Origin of the sequence: Shewanella sp. SM87 (genome assembly GCF_025653705.1) — a bacterium.
Lineage (GTDB): Bacteria > Pseudomonadota > Gammaproteobacteria > Enterobacterales > Shewanellaceae > Shewanella > Shewanella oncorhynchi.
Genome location: NZ_JAKKSC010000016.1, coordinates 39,155 through 56,657 on the forward strand (window position 1 = coordinate 39,155; position 17,503 = coordinate 56,657).

The following is a 17,503-nucleotide window of genomic DNA, read 5'->3' on the forward strand; positions in this document are numbered from 1 at the left end:
AAATAGGGCTAGTATGGATGAGTTATTTTAACTAAATGGAGAAAGACATGATTGCTCAAGGTCAAACATTACCCGCGGCCACATTAGGTCAACTGACTAAAGATGGCATGGTGAATCACCAAGTTACCGAATTGTTCGCGGGTAAAAAAGTCGTATTGTTTGCAGTGCCAGGTGCTTTTACTCCAACGTGTTCTGAAGCGCATTTACCTGGCTATGTGGTATTAGCCGATCAATTTAAAGCGAAAGGCGTGGATTTGATTGCCTGTGTTGCTGTGAACGATGCCTTTGTGATGAAAGCGTGGGGCGAAGCCCAAAATGCCTCTGAATTAATGATGTTAGCCGATGGCGATGCCAGCTTTACTAAAGCCTTAGGTTTAGAGATGGATACTGCCGGTTTTGGTGGCGTGCGTTCACAACGTTACGCCATGATCATCGATAATGGTGTAGTGACTCTACTGAATGTAGAAGAGCCAAAGGCTTTTGAAGCCAGTAAAGCTGAAGTTGTTTTGGCTGCTATCTAAGCGTATTTAAGACATGAAGTTTGAATGTGACCAAAGCCAGCCATTCATTGGCTGGCTTTAACTAAATCAATTTATTGTACGATTTGAATGTTGTCTGCATCTATGGTCACTTCAGACCAATCTTTATCCACTTCACCACGAATAATGACCTGAGTCTCAGGTGTTACTGTGTTGCCGCGCCATAAATCATCATCAATTTCGACCTTAATATCACCCGTAGCGTCACGGAAAATATAATCATCGTGTCCAATGGAAGAAATGATATGGCCCGTTAACTCAATTTGGGCGTCATCACTGGCATTGAGCGCGCTCACCACATCATGAATCACTTGTCTTGCGCTCGGCCCTTGGAAGCCACCCTGTATTTGAGGTTCACCCGTTGTAGGTTGAAAGCCTGCTTGGCTGGCCATAGTCGTGAATGAAAGTGCCATTGCGAAAACGGTAAGAGTCATTTTATTCATCTGTTTGTCCTTTCTATGGTTTTATGTAACTCAGCCTCAATGGCTATTACAGTGTTGCGAGCATAGTGCCAAGACAAGCGTGAAGCGGTTGTGAAGATTGGGTTTGCAACTCAGAATTTGCTAAAACGAGGTCATTTATCCAAGCTAACTTCAGTTAATGGGCATTATCTATAAACTGAACATAAGCCTGATAGCTAGCACCATCGTTTTGGGTTGAAAATGCCCAGCCCATTCGCTCGCAAATACGTTCAATAATAATTAATCCGCAGCCATAGCCTGATGTATCAGTACTTTGAGTGCTTAGTGGATTCAGTATCCATAATTGGTTGCTTTGCATCGTAATTTCAATGTTTCCGGCACTGTAATTGAAAGCATTTTTAATTAAATTACCTATCACTATGTCAATAAAGCTCAGTGGCGCCTTGATGCTCAAGCAATCTTTAAGCGTTAAGCTGTAGGTGATTTCTTGCTTGGCAAAATGCTGCGCCATTTCAGCTAAAATGTGTTCAAGGCGTGGTGCTAAATCAATTTGGCTGTAGTGCTGGGATTCAATGTCTTCTTTTCCGAGAAGTAAAAAGGCCTCGGTGAGCGTTTTCATTTGATGCCCTGCGTAATCAATACGTGTAATGGCTTTTTTGACCATTAATTGTTGAGCCTCGGTTGTCGCATTGGGGATTTTTTTGAGTAATTCGACCGAACCTTGGATCACCATAATGGGCGTGCGTAGTTCATGGGAGGCAAAACGGCTAAATTCTTGTTCCCGAGTGAAGTAGGCGGCAATTTTAGCTTTGTTGCTTAATAGGGTTTGCTCAATCTGGCGGGTTTCACGGTATGAAGTACTCGGTGTTGATGTCGGTCTTTTTGGTGATAGTTGATTGATTTTATTTTCAATCTCAGCGAGTGGACTGGATAGCAGACGTACAAAATACAATCCATACGCCATGATAAACAGGAGCAAACCTATCCCCATAATAGAGATCAAAATGTGCATTCTATCTTCATAGCTATCAAGGAAATCGTCCGCGTCATCCTTATAAACCACATACAACAGCCCTTGCCCAGAAGGATGAGCGGATATCAAAAAGTGTTTATCTTCGTCACCCAGTTGATGTTCGTAAAATCCGGTATTTTGATAAGGTTGCAGCCAAGCTGGTACAAACTCTTTGCTCCAATATGTTTTCAATTCATTGATATCGGGGAGCTGTGCTTTATCACCAAACCTTTGATAATTCTTTAGATATTCGCGAGTCTCTGTGGCCAGCGTTTGCTCGAGGCTAATCTTCTCAATTTGTTCTTCGGCGATATAAATGAGGCTCCAAAAAATGGCAAACATCAAGCTAGTTAATACTAAAAAAGTGAGGCGGATTTTTTTATATAAACTCGGAAAATGCTCAGGGGATAAGTCGGTAACCTTGGCCATGGATAGTCTCTAATTTTGAGTCTGAAAAACCTTTATCGAGTGCACTGCGTAAGCTGTATATGTGGCTGCGAAGTGAGTCACTCGAAGGAGCATCATCTCCCCATACGGTATCTACCAATTGCTCTTTACTCACGATAGCGGGCGCATGTTTTAGTAACAGTGAAAGAATGGTGCGCTGAATTTTACTGAGCTTAATTTCTTTACCAGCACGGGTAACTTGATGGGTTTGCAAATTTAAACTGATATCACTGAAGCGCAAAATACCCACATCTAAACGTGGGCCACGATTATGCAGTGAATGCAGTCGTAAGCATAATTCTTCCATCGCGAAAGGTTTATTTAAAAAATCATCCCCACCTGATGTAAAAGAATCAATTTTATCCTGCAGACTATCTTTGGCGGTTAAAAATATAATCGGTGTATTACAATAAATTTCTTCACGCAGTTTTTTGACCGTATTAATACCGTCTAATTTGGGCATCATAATATCCATTATGATGACATCGTAATGGTTTTGTTGAATTAAATTGATTGCACTTTCCCCGTGATATGCACAGTCGGCAATAATACCCTCTAGGGTTAAATAATCCATGATTGTTTCAATAACATCATGATTATCATCAACAATTAATACTTTCATAGGTTAATTAATTTCTTCACATTTGCTTGACGATCTTCATACTAAGATGCCCAGCACTGATTTAACAAGACATAATAGGGAAGAAAATGAATAAACTCTTAGTCTGTATTACGGCCATTTTGCTGGCAGGTTGTGGTGGTAATGATTCATCAACAGACACCTCTAAACCCGATCCTATCGTTCCACAACCTACGTTACCCGCAAAAATTAACGGTACAGTAACAAATATCGCTTCTGACAATAATTCGATTACGGTCAACGGATATAGCGTAAATATCGCTAATGCTAAGATTCACTATGGACGACAGCCGTTAGCGGTTAATGCCATTCAAATGGGGATGAGGGTCAAAATAGATAATGAAGGCCAACAGGCTAAAAATGTCATATTAGATCCAAGCCTTGTGGGTGAAATCAGTTCCGTTATTCAAAATACTATTGCCGTTAATGGGATTAATTTAGTCGTTAAACCAGCGGACGCGACCCAGTATAAAGTAGGCGATTGGGTGGCGGTAAATGGTTATCCAACGGTAATGGGAGAATGGCAGGTTAATTCTATAAACCTTATCCCCAATTTTGTGTTTGCTGAAATCGAGGGACGTGTCTCTGGATTAAATAAGACTGCGCAACAATTCAATATCGGTTCGGCAGTGATTAATTATGCCAACGCACGTTTAGAAGGCAGCTTACAGGAAGGCGCATGGGTTGAAGTGGAAGGCCAGCAAAGTGGTGCTTCATTTTTGGCCTCTGAAGTCGAAGTGGAAGATACGGCGTCTTTTAACGATATGGAGCTAGAAGGGACTATTACTTGGGTCAACCAAGATAAAACGCAGTTTGAGCTGAATGCCCGTACTCGACTCTATGTCACTACAAATACTCAATTTGAAGATGGCAAGCAAGCTAACTTGGTTGAAGGCAAGCTAGTCGATGTAGATATTCAATCTATGCCGCAGGGTTTATGGGCCAGAGAAGTTGAATTTGAAACATCACATGATAATGGTGGAATACCTCCAACCTTAGGTAAAAAGTTCGAGCTAGAAGGTCTGGCGACACTGACTACCAATAATCAGCTACAAATTAATGGATTTACATTTGATATTGATGCCAGAACTCAATTCGATGACGGTTTAACTTTAGCGACACTTGACCAAAAATGGATTCAAATAGAAGGAGTTGAACTCGCAGACAACCAGTGGTTAGTGAAAGAAGTTGACCTTGAAGTGCGAAGCAATGAGCTTGATTTGTCGGGTTTAGTGATGCAAAAGACCTTGTGGGGCTATCAAGCGACTGATGCTTCATTAACGCCATTTGAAGGCAAATGGGTTGATGTCGAATGTCAGTTCGATGGCTCTAATATCCACAATTGTCGAATCGACGATTAAACACAAATAGAGAAATTAAGTGAGTAAACGTGCGGTTTTAGGCCGCACGGTTTATTTGGCTTTGCTCAATCCCCAAGCTGGTTTCAATATCTTCTACACTCTGCTGTACTTCTTGGGCGATGACCTCACTTTGCTGTGAACTGGTTTGCGCTTGTTCTTTTAAACTATCCATAGTGCGAACAAATTCATCGAGATAATCGACTTGCTCTTTGGCATTTAGCGAGCCTTGTTTGGCGGTATTAGCCATTTCACTTGCTTGGTTTTGCACTGTTTGCGCCACTTGCCACAGGCTCTGAGCACGCAGTTTCTGGCTGCTGGTGGCCTGTGCTATGCCATCGACACTCTCACTGAGAGCATGATTTGATTGGGTAAGTTGTTGCAGAATTTTCACGATCTCATTCAAAGACACTTGGGTGCGTTGGCTTAAATTACGCACTTCATCGGCCACCACGGCAAAGCCGCGACCTTGCTCGCCAGCCCGCGCAGCTTCGATGGCAGCATTAAGGGCGAGTAAGTTAGTTTGCTCGGCAATATTGCCAATCACATCAATGATTTTCGATACATCCGTCACTGAGTTATTTAGGCTTTCAAGGGACGAATTGCACAGACCGACCGCGGTTTGTGTTTGCTCGGTCGCGCTCAATACCGCCTCTGCTTGTGCTTGACTCGACTGCATTTGGCGCATGGTTTCGGCTGCGCTGTCTTCCACGAGTGCCGAAGTGTGGCTCACCTCATTGGCGAGGCTGCGGATATGCTCGGTCTGTGTTTGCGTATCGGCCACAATCGTTTGGGTGTGCTCTGTGTGTTGTGATAGCTGAGTAATGCGCGCTACCAGTTGGCTTAATGATTGAGAAACCTTCGTGATTTGCTGGCGCTGTGCCTCGTCTTCCTGTTCAAACCTGTGCAGTAACTGGTTGAAATGACCTGCGATTTGGCCCGTCTCGCAGCGACGATTAATATCTAAACGCTCGCGGCTGTTCGATTCGCTTAATTTCATAAAAGCTTGGTTGAGACGTTTTAGCGGTTTGACGACACGATTTTGCTGCAGGATTAAATAACCAATCGCAAACAAGGCCATGATGGAAACCATGGTGTAGAGGATTAGCTGTAACTCATATTTCAGCTGCTGGTTCTTTGCTGCCTGAGCCTCACCTAAACCAATAAGCTGTTGTTCCACATTGCTAATCGCTTGAATGAGTTGATCTTGCATCTCTTGGTTGGTTTGCAGTAATTGGTGGGTATTGGCGACTTCTTTGTTGTATCGATTGGCGAGACTGAGCAGTTCACTGCGGTCACTCTCGCCTATTTCAATTTGTTCCGGTTCGCTGGCACCGAGTGCAAATTCATCTGCTTCTTGCTGTTCATATACGCCGATTAACGGCAGTGCGCTGAGGGAGTCGTGCCACGTATTTAGCTCTTTGCTGGTGCTGTCTAAAATACCCTTGAGCTGCTGATTTTTACCGATCAGATAACCATCGGTCAGCTGGGAAAGTTGGTAGACGATAGAAGGTAAATCGCGGCTCAATTGCAGATATTGTTCGGCGACCGCCGCATTTGTGGCTAAGCCTTTATCGGCATAGCTGCCCAGACGACGGTTGTAGTCGAGCATTTCAGATTCGGCGTGGGCGAGCAGTTGCCTAGGATTGCCTGCGAGTTTACCCGCGGCGCGGTACTTGGTATCTAAATCTTGAATGAAGTTGCTTAGGCTGGCTTGCAAGTCATTGTCGGTAGCGCCCATGGCTGCGAGGTTAAGCTGCGTGAGCTGGTTCTTAATGGCGCTGAGTTTGGTTTTCGCTTGTTCAAGTTGGCTAGCGTTGCCACTGGCTAAATAGCCATCGAGATCGCGGCGTACACCGACGAGAAAATCCTGCTGAATAGCTTGTAATGTAAGTGTTTGCTGCTCAATTTGTTGCCGCTGATCACTGCTCCACAGCACTACGGCTGCTAGCAATCCCGCGAGCAATAACAACAGGGCAGAAGCAGAAAGCGACAGCGTTGAAATTTTCATTTTGCAATCTTCATAATGGTCAGAGCCAGTAACTGTGCTGAGTTTATGAATTTAAGGTGACATTAATATGACAAGTGCTCACTTGGATGTCAGCGTTGTCATTTGATTTGCAAATATGTGATCTCGCGTTATTCCAGCGGCAGCCACACTTGGGCTTTTAAACCGCCTTCGGCGCGGTTGGAGAGGGTAATTTGCCCTTGGTGTCTGTCGATAATCCGTTTGATAATGGCGAGGCCTAGGCCCGAACCAACACTACCACGGGCGATATCACCTTGGGTAAAGGGTTGAAATAGTTTGGTGATTTGTGACTCGTCGATCCCAGGGCCGTTATCTTCAACGCTAAAACCGATACGTTTACCATCGAACTGTGAGCTAATGCGGATCCAGCCTGAACCATAGCGAAAGGCATTTTCGACTAAATTACTCAGTACCCGTTTAATGGCAATCGCTTGGAATTGGGCTTCTGGGCAGTCAGTTAACACCACTTCAATTTCACCAGCGCGATTGGCTTCTGCTTGAGCGATATCTTGAATGAGTTTATTGATTTGGCCTAGCTCACGGCTGGTTTCCTGATCTTGGCGAATATACGCAATAAACTGGCTGATGATGGCGTCCATATCTTCGATATCATTGACTATGCCATCTTTAAGATATTGATCTTCCTCAACCATCATCTCAGAGGCGAGGCGAATACGGGTGAGCGGTGTGCGCAAGTCGTGGGAGATCCCCGCCATCAATAGCGCTCTGTCCTGCTCCAGTTGCTTCATGCTGTTCGCCATCTGGTTGAAAGCATTGGTAACTTCGACAATTTCACTCGAACCTTTTAGCGGCAAGGGATCGGGAAATTCACCGCGGGAGACTGAAATCGCGGCTTTTTGTAGTCGCCTAAGTGGGCGGTTTTGCTGGCGAGCAAACCACCATCCCCCAGCGACACTAAGTGCGCCAATCACCATTAAATAAAGGGTGAGTGGCGAAAGATCTGAAACATTTTGGCCGATAAGTGGCACTTTTATCCAAATCGAGGGCGCCTGTGGTGGACGGATCCAAATCTGTAATACGCTGCCATGGGTGACGCGGACTTCAGCATCGCCGCCAAGATATTCCGACATCTGCGATGACCAGAAACCATAGTAAGTGGCTTGCTCAATACCCGCTTCATGCGCTTGCTGTTGATTGTAGATTTTCATGCCATCGTCGTGGACTTTGGCATTAAGGGCATCGACTATGGTTAAGTGTTCGCGGCCAATATCTATGCCGTCGACAAACAGCAATTTGACTTGGCGAGCGATTAACTGATTGATTTGTTGGTAACTTGGCTTAAGTACATAGACGGCTACCGTGACGTAAGACACCAGCTGATTGATCAGTAATAGGCAACCAATCAGCATCACGGTTTGACTAAATGCGCTGCGTGGAACAAACCGCCACCAAAACTTAGGTTTCATCGTGGGCTCAATAACCGCAGTAGATTAAGATGGCGGCGCGGCTCATCGACGCGCGGCACCATCGGGTACAAACACATAACCTAAACCCCAAACTGTTTGAATGTAGCGAGGATTCGCGGGATCTTTTTCGATTAAGCGGCGCAGACGTGACACTTGCACGTCGATGGAGCGTTCTAGCGCCGAATAATCGCGGCCACGGGCGAGGTTCATTAACTTATCCCGAGACAAGGGCTCGCGTGGATGGGTGACGAGCACTTTAAGTACGGCAAACTCACCGCTAGTGAGTGCGATGGATTCGTCGCCGTGGTACATCTCACGGGTCGCTAAATCCAGCGAGAACTCACCGAAGCTAATTTGTGCTTCCTGCTGAGCGGGCGCACCGGGCACATCTTGGGTTTGGCGACGCATCACGGCTTTGATCCGCGCAAGTAATTCCCGTGGATTGAAAGGTTTTGGCAGATAATCGTCAGCACCCAACTCTAAACCAATAATGCGGTCGACTTCATCGCCCTTGGCCGTCAGCATCACGATCGGAATGGGGTTACCTTGCTGGCGCAGTCTACGACAGATAGACAGGCCATCTTCACCGGGCAACATCAAGTCGAGCACGAGTAAATGGAAGTTTTCGCGTTCTAATAGGCGGTCCATCTGCTCGGCATTGGCCGCGCTTCGCACCTGATAACCTTGCTCCATCAGGTAACGCTCGAGTAACGCTCGCAGGCGCATATCATCATCGACGACGAGGATTTTCGAGGTTTCTTGTCCCATGGGATGTCCTTTAATTGCTCAGATTGGTGCTTATTCTACTGACGAGAAACAGTTAAGATTAACCAACTGGCTGAAATTGAAAACGAATCTGCCTAATATAGCCGCATTCAACCAAGGCGACTAGCTCACCTTAGTAACTTGAATGCGATAAATGCTGACATTGATTGCCCAATGTTAATACTAAGCAAATGAAATTGCATGGGAATACTCGCGTTTATTCACGCTATAGCTGAAATTGTAACTAAATTGGCATCAGTAAAAGAGGTGATTTAAAAGCCATTATGCACAGAGATGATTTAGTGAGTTAACTTTAGCGTCCAGTCTGAGTATCATCAGTCTAATATATTATCCCGCATCAATTGTGGTCGTTTAATCCAACGATTGAGTAATGAGTATGAAAGCGCATTTGATCACCCGACAGGGTTGGCAAACTTTAGATAAAGAATTGAAGTATTTGTGGAAGGAATATCGGCCGCAAATCACCCTTAAAGTCCAAGAAGCGGCGGCGCAGGGCGACCGTAGTGAGAACGCGGACTACACCTACAACAAGCGTTTGTTAAGACAAATTGATGGCCGAGTCAGATACTTAGTTAAGCGGTTAGAAGAATTAAAAATCGTCGATTACTCGCCGCAGCAGGAAGGCAAAATATTCTTTGGCGCTTGGTTTGAGCTTGAAAATGAAGCAGGTGATCGAGTGCGTTATCGGATCGTCGGTAAAGATGAGCTCGATACAAAATTAGGCTATATCACCATCGACTCGCCCATGGCGCGTGCCTTAATCGGCAAGCAAGTGGATGATGAGGTGCTAGTGCAAACGCCATCGGGTCCAAAAGAGTGGTATATCAATCAGATCCGTTATACCCCTTTTGAAACTACTCTCGCCAGCGAGGCGAATTAACCACAGACTTGCCGCTCTTAAAATAGCGGCGGTAGTCACTGGATTGCGGGAAAGATCAAACTCTCTGATTTGACCTAGGCTTTAGCATGAAACATACGGGGCGCCTGTGGTATCTTTGGCGCAATAACGATTTACTTTACAGTTAGGCACGACACTTTATTTATGCAAACTAATGCACATAACATCGCTCTGATTATCGCTCAAGAACTGAATGTTCGTGAGCAACAAGTTGCCGCAACCATCACTCTGCTCGACGATGGCGCGACAGTTCCCTTCGTTGCCCGTTACCGTAAAGAAGCCACAGGCGGTTTAGACGATACGCAACTGCGTACCTTGTACACACGTTTAGGTTACCTGCGTGAGCTGAACGACAGACGCCAAGTGATCCTGTCTAGCATCCAAGCTCAGGGTAAGTTAACGCCAGAATTACAATGGGCGATTGACGAGGCAGACAGTAAGACACGTCTCGAAGATTTATACCTGCCTTTCAAACCTAAGCGTCGTACAAAGGGCCAAATCGCTATCGAAGCTGGGCTTGAGCCATTAGCCGATGCATTACTGGCTGATCGTAGCGTAGATGTCGAGACCACCGCGGCAGGCTATATCAATAGCGAAGCGGGTTTTGCCGATGTTAAAGCTGTGCTCGAGGGCGCGCGTTATATTCTGATGGAGCGCTACGCCGAAGACGCTGAATTACTGCGTAAAGTGCGTGAGTATTTAAGCCAAAACAGTGTGTTAGAAAGCCGTTTAATTGCTGGCAAAGAGAAAGACGGTGCGAAGTTCCGCGATTATTTTGAGCATACAGAGCAGTTAGCTAAGATCCCATCACACCGTGCGCTGGCTATGCTGCGTGGGCGTAATGAAGGTTTCTTAACCTTATCTATGAATGCCGACCCAGCCGCTGAAGCGGGCCAAGGTAGTTACTGCGAAGTGATTATCTGTGATCATTTAGGGCTGAAATTAGGCGATAGCAGCGTTGATCAATGGTTGAAAACCGTGGTGACGGCGACATGGCGTATTAAGATTGCCCTGCAGATGGAAACTGAGTTTATTTCGCAAATGCGCGAACGCGCTGAAGCCGAAGCGATTAAAGTTTTCGCCCGTAATCTAGGTGATTTATTGATGGCCGCTCCTGCGGGCGCGAAAGCCACCATGGGACTCGATCCTGGTTTGCGTACGGGTGTTAAAGTCGCTGTGGTCGATAACACGGGCAAGTTGTTGTGCCATGCGACTATTTTCCCACATGCACCGCAAAATCTGTGGGAAAAGTCGATCCGTACTTTGGCTAACTTAGTCAAAATGCACAAGGTTGAGTTGATTGCGATTGGTAACGGCACTGCATCAAGGGAAACTGACAAGCTGGCCGCTGAGCTGATTGCCGAAGTGAAAGATACCCATCCACATTTGACCAAAGTGACGGTCAGTGAGGCGGGTGCGTCTGTGTATTCTGCATCGGAATTGGCGGCGTTGGAGTTTCCTGATCTTGATGTGTCGATTCGTGGCGCTGTGTCTATCGCCCGCCGCTTGCAAGATCCATTAGCCGAATTGGTGAAGATTGAGCCTAAGTCTATCGGTGTCGGTCAATACCAACACGACGTGAGTCAAAGCCAATTATCGGGTTCGTTGGAAGCCGTGGTGGAAGACTGTGTAAACGGCGTGGGTGTAGATCTCAACATGGCCTCAGTGCCGTTATTGTCACAAGTGGCTGGTTTAAATAAGACGTTAGCGAAAAACGTGGTCGATTATCGCGATGCCAATGGTCAGTTTAAGAATCGTAAAGAGCTGCTGAAAGTACCGCGTTTAGGGCCTAAAGCCTACGAGCAAGCGGCGGGCTTTTTGCGTATTCGAGAAGGGGACAATCCACTCGATGCCTCGTCTGTGCATCCAGAGGCTTATTCGCTAGTGGAAACTATCGCTAAGACTAAGCAAGTAGAGTTGGCGAGCCTGATGGGTAACTCAGATTTGCTGCGCAGCATCAAGGCTGAAGAGTTTATTACGGCGGAATTTGGCCTGCCGACGGTCACGGATATTTTAGCCGAACTGGATAAACCAGGACGCGATCCCCGCGGTGAGTTCAAAACTGCCAAGTTTAAAGATGGTGTTGAAGAACTTAAACATCTGAAACCTGAAATGGTACTCGAAGGCGTAGTGACCAACGTGACTAATTTTGGTGCCTTCGTTGATATTGGCGTACATCAAGATGGGCTCGTGCATATCTCTTCTCTAACCGACAAGTTCATCAGCGACCCGCACACTGTGGTGAAAGCGGGAGATGTGGTGAAAGTCAAAGTGATGGAAGTTGACGTTGAGCGCCGCCGCATCGGTTTGAGCATGCGTTTGGATGAAGCTATCGACCAGAGCAAGCCACAGCAAAGACCACACAATCCTGCCAGAACTAATCATGGTAAAACACCGCAGTCAGCGAAACCGGCTGCGCGTCCTGCGCAAAAGCAAGCACCTAAAGCGCCAGCAAACGCGGCCATGGGCAATGCCTTTGCCGATGCCTTCGCTAAGCTGAAAAAGTAGACGCTGTAATGTAAATACTCGGACATACGTCATGTCCGAGTCGACTTTTTAACCTGTTACTCACAAAATTGTTGCATAAATGTCGTCTTAGGGAATATAAAGTCGGCATTTAATGCAACGTTAAGCAAAATCGGTTGTCATAGCACAGCTTATTCACCGATTTTTCAATATTGACACTCCAAAGCAGAGTGGCTCTTTTTACACGTTTTGGGGTAACACATGCAATCTGGTTTATCACCTCGCGGGCGAAACAATGCCCATGGGCCTTTTCGCGCCATCTTTATCTTTTCGTTATTAGTGCTTTTCATTGCCACCGCGAGCCGTATCGCTTTAGGGCTGTGGCAAGCCGATCGCGTGGCCGCTGTTGATGGTTGGTCGCATCTCTTAATCCAAGGTTTACGCGTCGATATTGCAACTCTGTGCTGGTTATGGGGTATTGCTGCCTTAGGAACCGCATTATTTTCAGGTGATCATTTTATTGGCCGTCTATGGCAGCCGATTTTACGGGTGTGGTTAACCGTCGGTCTGTGGATCATGCTGTTTTTAGAAGCATCGACCCCCGCTTTTATTGAAGAATACGGTTTTCGTCCGAATCGTTTGTATGTGGAATATCTGATCTACCCGAAAGAAGTGCTTTCTATGCTGTGGGCGGGTCGTAAGCTTGAGCTTATTTTCTCAATATTATTAACCATAGGTACACTCTGGGGCGGTTGGGTTCTCAGCGGTAAACTGACGAGAAACCTGCGCTTTCCACGCTGGTATTGGCGTCCAGTATTAGCGTTAATCGTTATCGCAATTACGATATTAGGTGCCCGTTCAACCTTGGGTCATCGTCCGCTTAACCCCGCTCTGGTGGCCTTTGCTGACGATCCATTAGTGAACTCTTTAGTGATTAACTCTGCTTATTCCTTGGTGTTTGCCATCAAGCAGATGGATAGTGAAGAAGATGCTTCTAAAGTGTATGGCAAGCTAGATAACGCGGAGGTTATTGCAACGATTAGGCTGGAAAGTGGTCGCCCTGAAAGTGCCTTTACTTCAACGGATATCCCATCACTGAGCTTTAACCAAGCCAGTTATACTGGTAAGCCAAAGAACTTAGTGATCCTACTGCAAGAGAGCTTAGGCGCCCGTTTTGTCGGTAGTTTAGGTGGGTTACCCCTGACACCGAATATCGATGCCTTGTCTAAAGAAGGTTGGTATTTCGATAACTTGTACGCTACTGGTACACGATCTGTACGCGGAATCGAAGCCGTGACAACAGGTTTTACGCCAACGCCAGCTCGTGCTGTGGTGAAGCTAGGTAAGAGCCAAGTTGGCTTTTTCAGTATTGCTGAATTACTTAAAAATCATGGTTATACAACGCAGTTTATTTATGGTGGTGAGAGCCATTTCGACAATATGCGTAGCTTCTTCTTGGGCAACGGCTTTAGTGACATCATAGATCAGAAAGATTACAAATCTCCGGCCTTCGTGGGTTCGTGGGGCGCGTCAGACGAAGATTTAATGCGCAAGGCGAACAGTGAGTTTGAGCGTCTGCATAGCGAAGGTAAGCCTTTCTTTAGTTTGGTGTTTAGTTCGAGTAACCATGATCCATTTGAATTCCCAGATGATCGTATCGAACTTTATGAACAACCTAAGCAAACTCGCAATAATGCGGCGAAATATGCCGACTATGCGGTTGGTGAGTTTTTCAAATTGGCGAAAAACGCGGACTATTGGAAAGATACGATTTTTATTGTAGTTGCCGACCATGACAGTCGAGTGGGTGGTGCGGATCTGGTGCCAGTGTCACGTTTTCGTATTCCGGGATTAATTCTTGGGGATAATGTTGCACCAAAACGCGATCATCGTATTGTGAGCCAGATTGATTTACCGCCAACACTGTTATCATTGATTGGTATTTCAGATTCTTATCCTATGCTGGGCCGAGATTTAACCCAAGTGAGTGATGATTGGCCGGGGCGCGCGTTAATGCAATACGATAAAAACTTTGCACTGATGGAAGGCAAAGAGGTTGTGATCCTGCAGCCAGAAAAAGCGGCTCAAGGTTTCGAGTATAACGAAAAAACCGAGCAGTTAACGCCTCATCCACCCGCAGCTGCCGCGCTAGAGAAGAAAGCCTTAAGTTGGGCATTGTGGGGCAGTTTGGCCTACCAGCAAGAGCTGTATCGTTTGCCTAAATAAGCGTTAAACAGAATGGAAAATGCCGCTATTTTTAGCGGCATTTTTGTTTATCATTCAGGTTAATTTTGTGCGCAAACGGATTCATACGATTGGAATAGGTTAAATCCACGTCGACATAATAGATTCTTGCTCTGGCTGAGTCTGTTGTTGATAGAACTGACCAATGCGCTGCCCAAGTTGTTGATAAAATTGACTCGATTCGCCTTGAAGCGATTGCCTTGCCGTACTGCTGGTATTCGCTTTAGCGCTACTACTGGCATAACTTGTTGCACCTTGACTGACCTTTAAGCGTATATCCTTACGTTGCAGCGCCGCTTGGCCTCTTGCTGCAATTTTTAGCGTTTTAGGTAAAACACGCTCGGTCACTACAAGGGGCGCTTTTTTCTCTTGCTGTTGTTGGTTCTGTTGCTGTGAGGATTGCTGTTGCTGCTGTTTTTCTTGAACTTGCTGCTGATTATGCTCGAGCGTTTTTGCCTGTTGTTGAGCTTGATCCGCAGTGCGTTCATTCTGTGGATTAAAGGCGCGTTCTTCGTGACCTTTAGTTGCCGCTTGTGGTGGGATGACCACAGGTTTCAGTTGGTTGTCGACCCGAGCCGAGTCCGTCGCGACATTACTGGTCGCTAGCGGGACTTGGGGGTAGTTACTGACAACTAACATGGAAAATTCCTTGGCACATTAATGGTTAAATACTAGTCATTAATCGCTCAAAGATAAAGCGTTAACGTGTCTGTAACGTTAACCAAGGCATAAATACCTGCAAAAACTCCTGCTGATGGGAAATAAAGGGCGCGTGAGAGGCTTTGGCGAGCATCACATCCACACTTTGAGCTGTGATGGGCATTTTAGGTGGTACGCGTTTGGGCACTAGCCCGTCGAGTCGGCCCCAGATCCTTAGCCAAGGTTGTTGCAACTCTATCAGTTGCTGCCTTAAGTCGACGTCGGTTAGCATATTTAGGCCTTGAGTTAAGGCTCTGGTATTGGGTAAAGGACGTGCGAGGACAAGATCGCGCAGTTGTTTGATATCTTCCTTGGCGGTTTCGCTACCCATGGCTTGAATCGCCAGAAATCTCTCTATAGTTTTAGGTAAATTTTGGCCGAGTTGTTCTCTAAATTGATTAAGGACTTGTGGCGGAATGCCCGGCCATGCTTCGTCTTCCCTTGCCATAAAGCAAGGGGATGAGGCAATAGTAATCAAGCCTTTGATTTTTTGTGGATAACTTAACGCTGCCTGAGTCGCAACGAGCCCACCGAGTGACCAGCCGGCCCAAATAGCGTGTTCAGGTAATGCAGCGACTAAGGTATCGACCCAGGTTGATAGGCCACCTTCAACCATTTGGCTATGGCCGAAGCCCGGCAAGTCTACATAGTGCACCCTATACTGAGACAGTGACTCATGTAATGGCGTAAACACAGCGCTATTCACTCCCCAACCGTGAAGCATCACCAGATCTGGCCCTTGGCCGCTGATTTCAATATGCAAATTTGCTTGGTTTGTGGATGTGACTTGGCTCACTTGAGTGCCTCAAAAATGGATTAGGTGAATGTATGCCGCACTTTGTCAAAAGGATTTGGCCGCAATCTGCTTTACGGATAATGCGTTTAGGCTATCAACTCGGTACAAGGTGGTTGGCGGGCAGTTTACCTAACCGTTGCCTGCTGTGCCACCAATCCATATCACTTCCCGAGACTGGCATTTGCGCCGTTTGTCTTCAATCTGGCTTATATCATGGGCCTATTTGCTTAGGTTGCGGTAAGTCGATGCAAATAGAAGTCGATTATTGCGGTGAATGCCAAAAGCGCCAGCCACGTAAAGTCATTGCGCCTTGTAGTTATCATCAAGGTTTGGGTGCTTGGGTTGGTGCGATTAAATATCAAGGTCAACTTGCCGCTTTGCCCGTGCTGTGTAGCGCCTTAGTGGCACGCATTAAGGTATTAGAACAGCAAGGATTAATCTCGCTGCCTCAAGCGATAGTGCCAGTCCCATTGCATCCAAAACGCTTACAACAACGGGGATTTAATCAGGCGTGGTTAATTGCCCATGAGTTATCACAGCTCTTGCAACTGCCGTTAGTGAGCGAAGGGTTAACGCGCCAACAAGACACTCGATCGCAGGCGGGGCTTTCGGGTGCACAGCGACGACGCAACTTACATGATGCCTTTATGTTAGCGGATGATTTTGCGTTCCAGCGTGTTGCATTGGTGGATGATGTGGTGACCACCGGCACTACAGTCTCTGAAATTGCTCGCTTATTCGAAGCGCGTTATGTGCATGTTCAAGTATGGTGTTTGGCAAGGGCAGAGGCGCCAGGCTTGTTGGATGATATTTAAAAAGGTTAAAAGCATTGCTCCATTATATCTTTGTGTATGTCAAAATTATGTCAAAAATACTGCGTAAAAATGAATAAGTTTTAATTTTGCGACAAGATGTAAGTATCTGTATCAATGGGTTTTGTTTATTTTTGTATTGAGATACCTTTCTATGTTATTTCGTTTGGAGGGTATTTATGGACGCTAAACTGGCGCGATCAAATGCAGATACGGCATCAACGCTGAAGGACGTTATTCAGGCGATAAACTACTCTTTGAAGCTACATGGTTTTTGTGGTTTCTGGTTTCAAGGAGTCCCTCATTGCGCGTATGAAAACTATCACTTTCCAAAAGAAACCAATCTGTTCTCACAAGCTTCGCTGCGTAAATCTAATGCCAGCGTAGCTTCATCACCTGTAGTTGCTGAACTGCAGCGTTTTTATCTAAGTCAGGTTGCCGCTAATGATTTTAATTTTGGTTTTTCGTTAGATACTTCAAAATCTTATATGTATCGCTTGTCGTGTGATAAAGGTGATAAAGCTAGCCTACTTTTTAGTAAGCATCATATTCAAACCGTATTAAGTTGGCCCGTTACATGTCATAGCAATCGACATTGGGCGGGTCGTTTTATATTGCTGAGTCATCTGAGTGATTCAGACATCCTATTAACGGGTTTGAGTGCAACCTTAAAAGAGGCTCAGAACAAGCTTTTTGAATGTAATAAACAATTGTTCAATCCATTTCTACAAAGCTCTCTGCTTAAAGATAATGCGAGAGATATCCTACTTATGGTCGCAAACGGTCTTCAAAACGACGAAATTTCAACTCAGCTCCCGATAAGTGTCAGAGGAGTTGAATATCATATGGAATCTATGCGTAAGAAATTTGGGGCTACAAATAGAGCAAATTTAATCCATTTAGCCCATCAATATGAGTTGATTTAAAA

Annotated in this window: 15 protein-coding genes; 7 read left to right on the forward strand and 8 right to left on the reverse strand. The window is 45.8% G+C overall.

What is annotated here, in order from left to right:
* Nucleotides 1–47: 47 nt before the first annotated feature.
* Complete coding sequence (locus tag L5M11_RS13835; protein ID WP_113940228.1) at nucleotides 48–521, forward strand: peroxiredoxin; 474 nt, start codon at nucleotides 48–50, stop codon at nucleotides 519–521.
* Between the two features lie 71 nt (nucleotides 522–592).
* Here L5M11_RS13835 and L5M11_RS13840 read toward each other — a convergent pair whose 3' ends face one another.
* The 3 genes from L5M11_RS13840 to L5M11_RS13850 all read right to left on the reverse strand — a co-directional run bounded on the left by L5M11_RS13840 (nucleotide 593) and on the right by L5M11_RS13850 (nucleotide 3,042).
* The gene (locus L5M11_RS13840; protein ID WP_113940229.1) at nucleotides 593–982 is read right to left on the reverse strand and encodes a YgiW/YdeI family stress tolerance OB fold protein; all 390 of its coding nucleotides are present in this window, start codon (nucleotides 980–982) and stop codon (nucleotides 593–595) included.
* Between the two features lie 154 nt (nucleotides 983–1,136).
* Nucleotides 1,137–2,402: a sensor histidine kinase gene (locus L5M11_RS13845; protein ID WP_131525517.1), complete on the reverse strand. Its 1,266-nt coding sequence runs from the start codon at nucleotides 2,400–2,402 to the stop codon at nucleotides 1,137–1,139.
* Nucleotides 2,374–3,042, reverse strand: coding sequence for a response regulator transcription factor (locus L5M11_RS13850; protein WP_131525518.1), 669 nt, complete (start codon nucleotides 3,040–3,042; stop codon nucleotides 2,374–2,376). Before L5M11_RS13850 ends, L5M11_RS13845 begins: the two co-directional genes overlap by 29 nt.
* 86 nt (nucleotides 3,043–3,128) lie before the next feature.
* On the opposite strand from L5M11_RS13850, the gene L5M11_RS13855 reads away from it, so the two are divergent.
* Entirely contained in the window at nucleotides 3,129–4,421 is a 1,293-nt protein-coding gene (locus L5M11_RS13855; protein WP_263147387.1) for a DUF5666 domain-containing protein, read from the forward strand.
* Nucleotides 4,422–4,458: 37 nt separating this feature from the next.
* Here the strand turns inward: L5M11_RS13855 and L5M11_RS13860 are convergent, their stop codons facing one another.
* The 3 genes from L5M11_RS13860 to ompR all read right to left on the reverse strand — a co-directional run bounded on the left by L5M11_RS13860 (nucleotide 4,459) and on the right by ompR (nucleotide 8,642).
* Nucleotides 4,459–6,429 (reverse strand): methyl-accepting chemotaxis protein, encoded by a 1,971-nt coding sequence (locus L5M11_RS13860; RefSeq protein ID WP_263147390.1) that lies wholly within the window; start codon nucleotides 6,427–6,429, stop codon nucleotides 4,459–4,461.
* Nucleotides 6,430–6,557: 128 nt separating this feature from the next.
* A complete protein-coding gene (gene envZ, locus L5M11_RS13865; RefSeq protein WP_263141451.1) occupies nucleotides 6,558–7,874 on the reverse strand; it encodes a two-component system sensor histidine kinase EnvZ in 1,317 nt (438 codons plus the stop codon).
* A 42-nt stretch (nucleotides 7,875–7,916) separates the two neighbouring features.
* Nucleotides 7,917–8,642, reverse strand: a complete 726-nt coding sequence (ompR, locus tag L5M11_RS13870; RefSeq protein WP_006079507.1) for a two-component system response regulator OmpR — start codon at nucleotides 8,640–8,642, stop codon at nucleotides 7,917–7,919.
* Nucleotides 8,643–9,036: 394 nt separating this feature from the next.
* Between ompR and greB the strand changes: the two genes are divergently transcribed.
* The 3 genes from greB (at nucleotide 9,037) to L5M11_RS13885 (ending at nucleotide 14,250) form a co-directional block, all read left to right on the forward strand.
* Nucleotides 9,037–9,540, forward strand: coding sequence for a transcription elongation factor GreB (gene greB, locus L5M11_RS13875; RefSeq protein ID WP_105250662.1), 504 nt, complete (start codon nucleotides 9,037–9,039; stop codon nucleotides 9,538–9,540).
* Nucleotides 9,541–9,702: 162 nt separating this feature from the next.
* A complete protein-coding gene (locus L5M11_RS13880) occupies nucleotides 9,703–12,066 on the forward strand; it encodes a Tex family protein (protein ID WP_263185109.1) in 2,364 nt (787 codons plus the stop codon).
* 219 nt (nucleotides 12,067–12,285) lie between these two features.
* Entirely contained in the window at nucleotides 12,286–14,250 is a 1,965-nt protein-coding gene (locus tag L5M11_RS13885; protein ID WP_263185110.1) for an LTA synthase family protein, read from the forward strand.
* Nucleotides 14,251–14,349: 99 nt separating this feature from the next.
* On the opposite strand, the gene L5M11_RS13890 is transcribed toward L5M11_RS13885, so the two are convergent.
* Both L5M11_RS13890 and bioH read right to left on the reverse strand, forming a co-directional pair.
* Nucleotides 14,350–14,907, reverse strand: a complete 558-nt coding sequence (locus L5M11_RS13890; protein WP_263185111.1) for a hypothetical protein — start codon at nucleotides 14,905–14,907, stop codon at nucleotides 14,350–14,352.
* Between the two features lie 61 nt (nucleotides 14,908–14,968).
* Complete coding sequence (gene bioH, locus L5M11_RS13895; RefSeq protein ID WP_263147398.1) at nucleotides 14,969–15,763, reverse strand: pimeloyl-ACP methyl ester esterase BioH; 795 nt, start codon at nucleotides 15,761–15,763, stop codon at nucleotides 14,969–14,971.
* Between the two features lie 32 nt (nucleotides 15,764–15,795).
* Here bioH and L5M11_RS13900 point away from each other — a divergent pair, with 32 nt between their 5' ends.
* Nucleotides 15,796–16,578 (forward strand): ComF family protein, encoded by a 783-nt coding sequence (locus L5M11_RS13900; RefSeq protein WP_263141465.1) that lies wholly within the window; start codon nucleotides 15,796–15,798, stop codon nucleotides 16,576–16,578.
* A gap of 176 nt (nucleotides 16,579–16,754) precedes the next feature.
* Entirely contained in the window at nucleotides 16,755–17,501 is a 747-nt protein-coding gene (locus L5M11_RS13905; protein ID WP_263192495.1) for a helix-turn-helix transcriptional regulator, read from the forward strand.
* The last annotated feature ends 2 nt before the right edge of the window (nucleotides 17,502–17,503 follow it).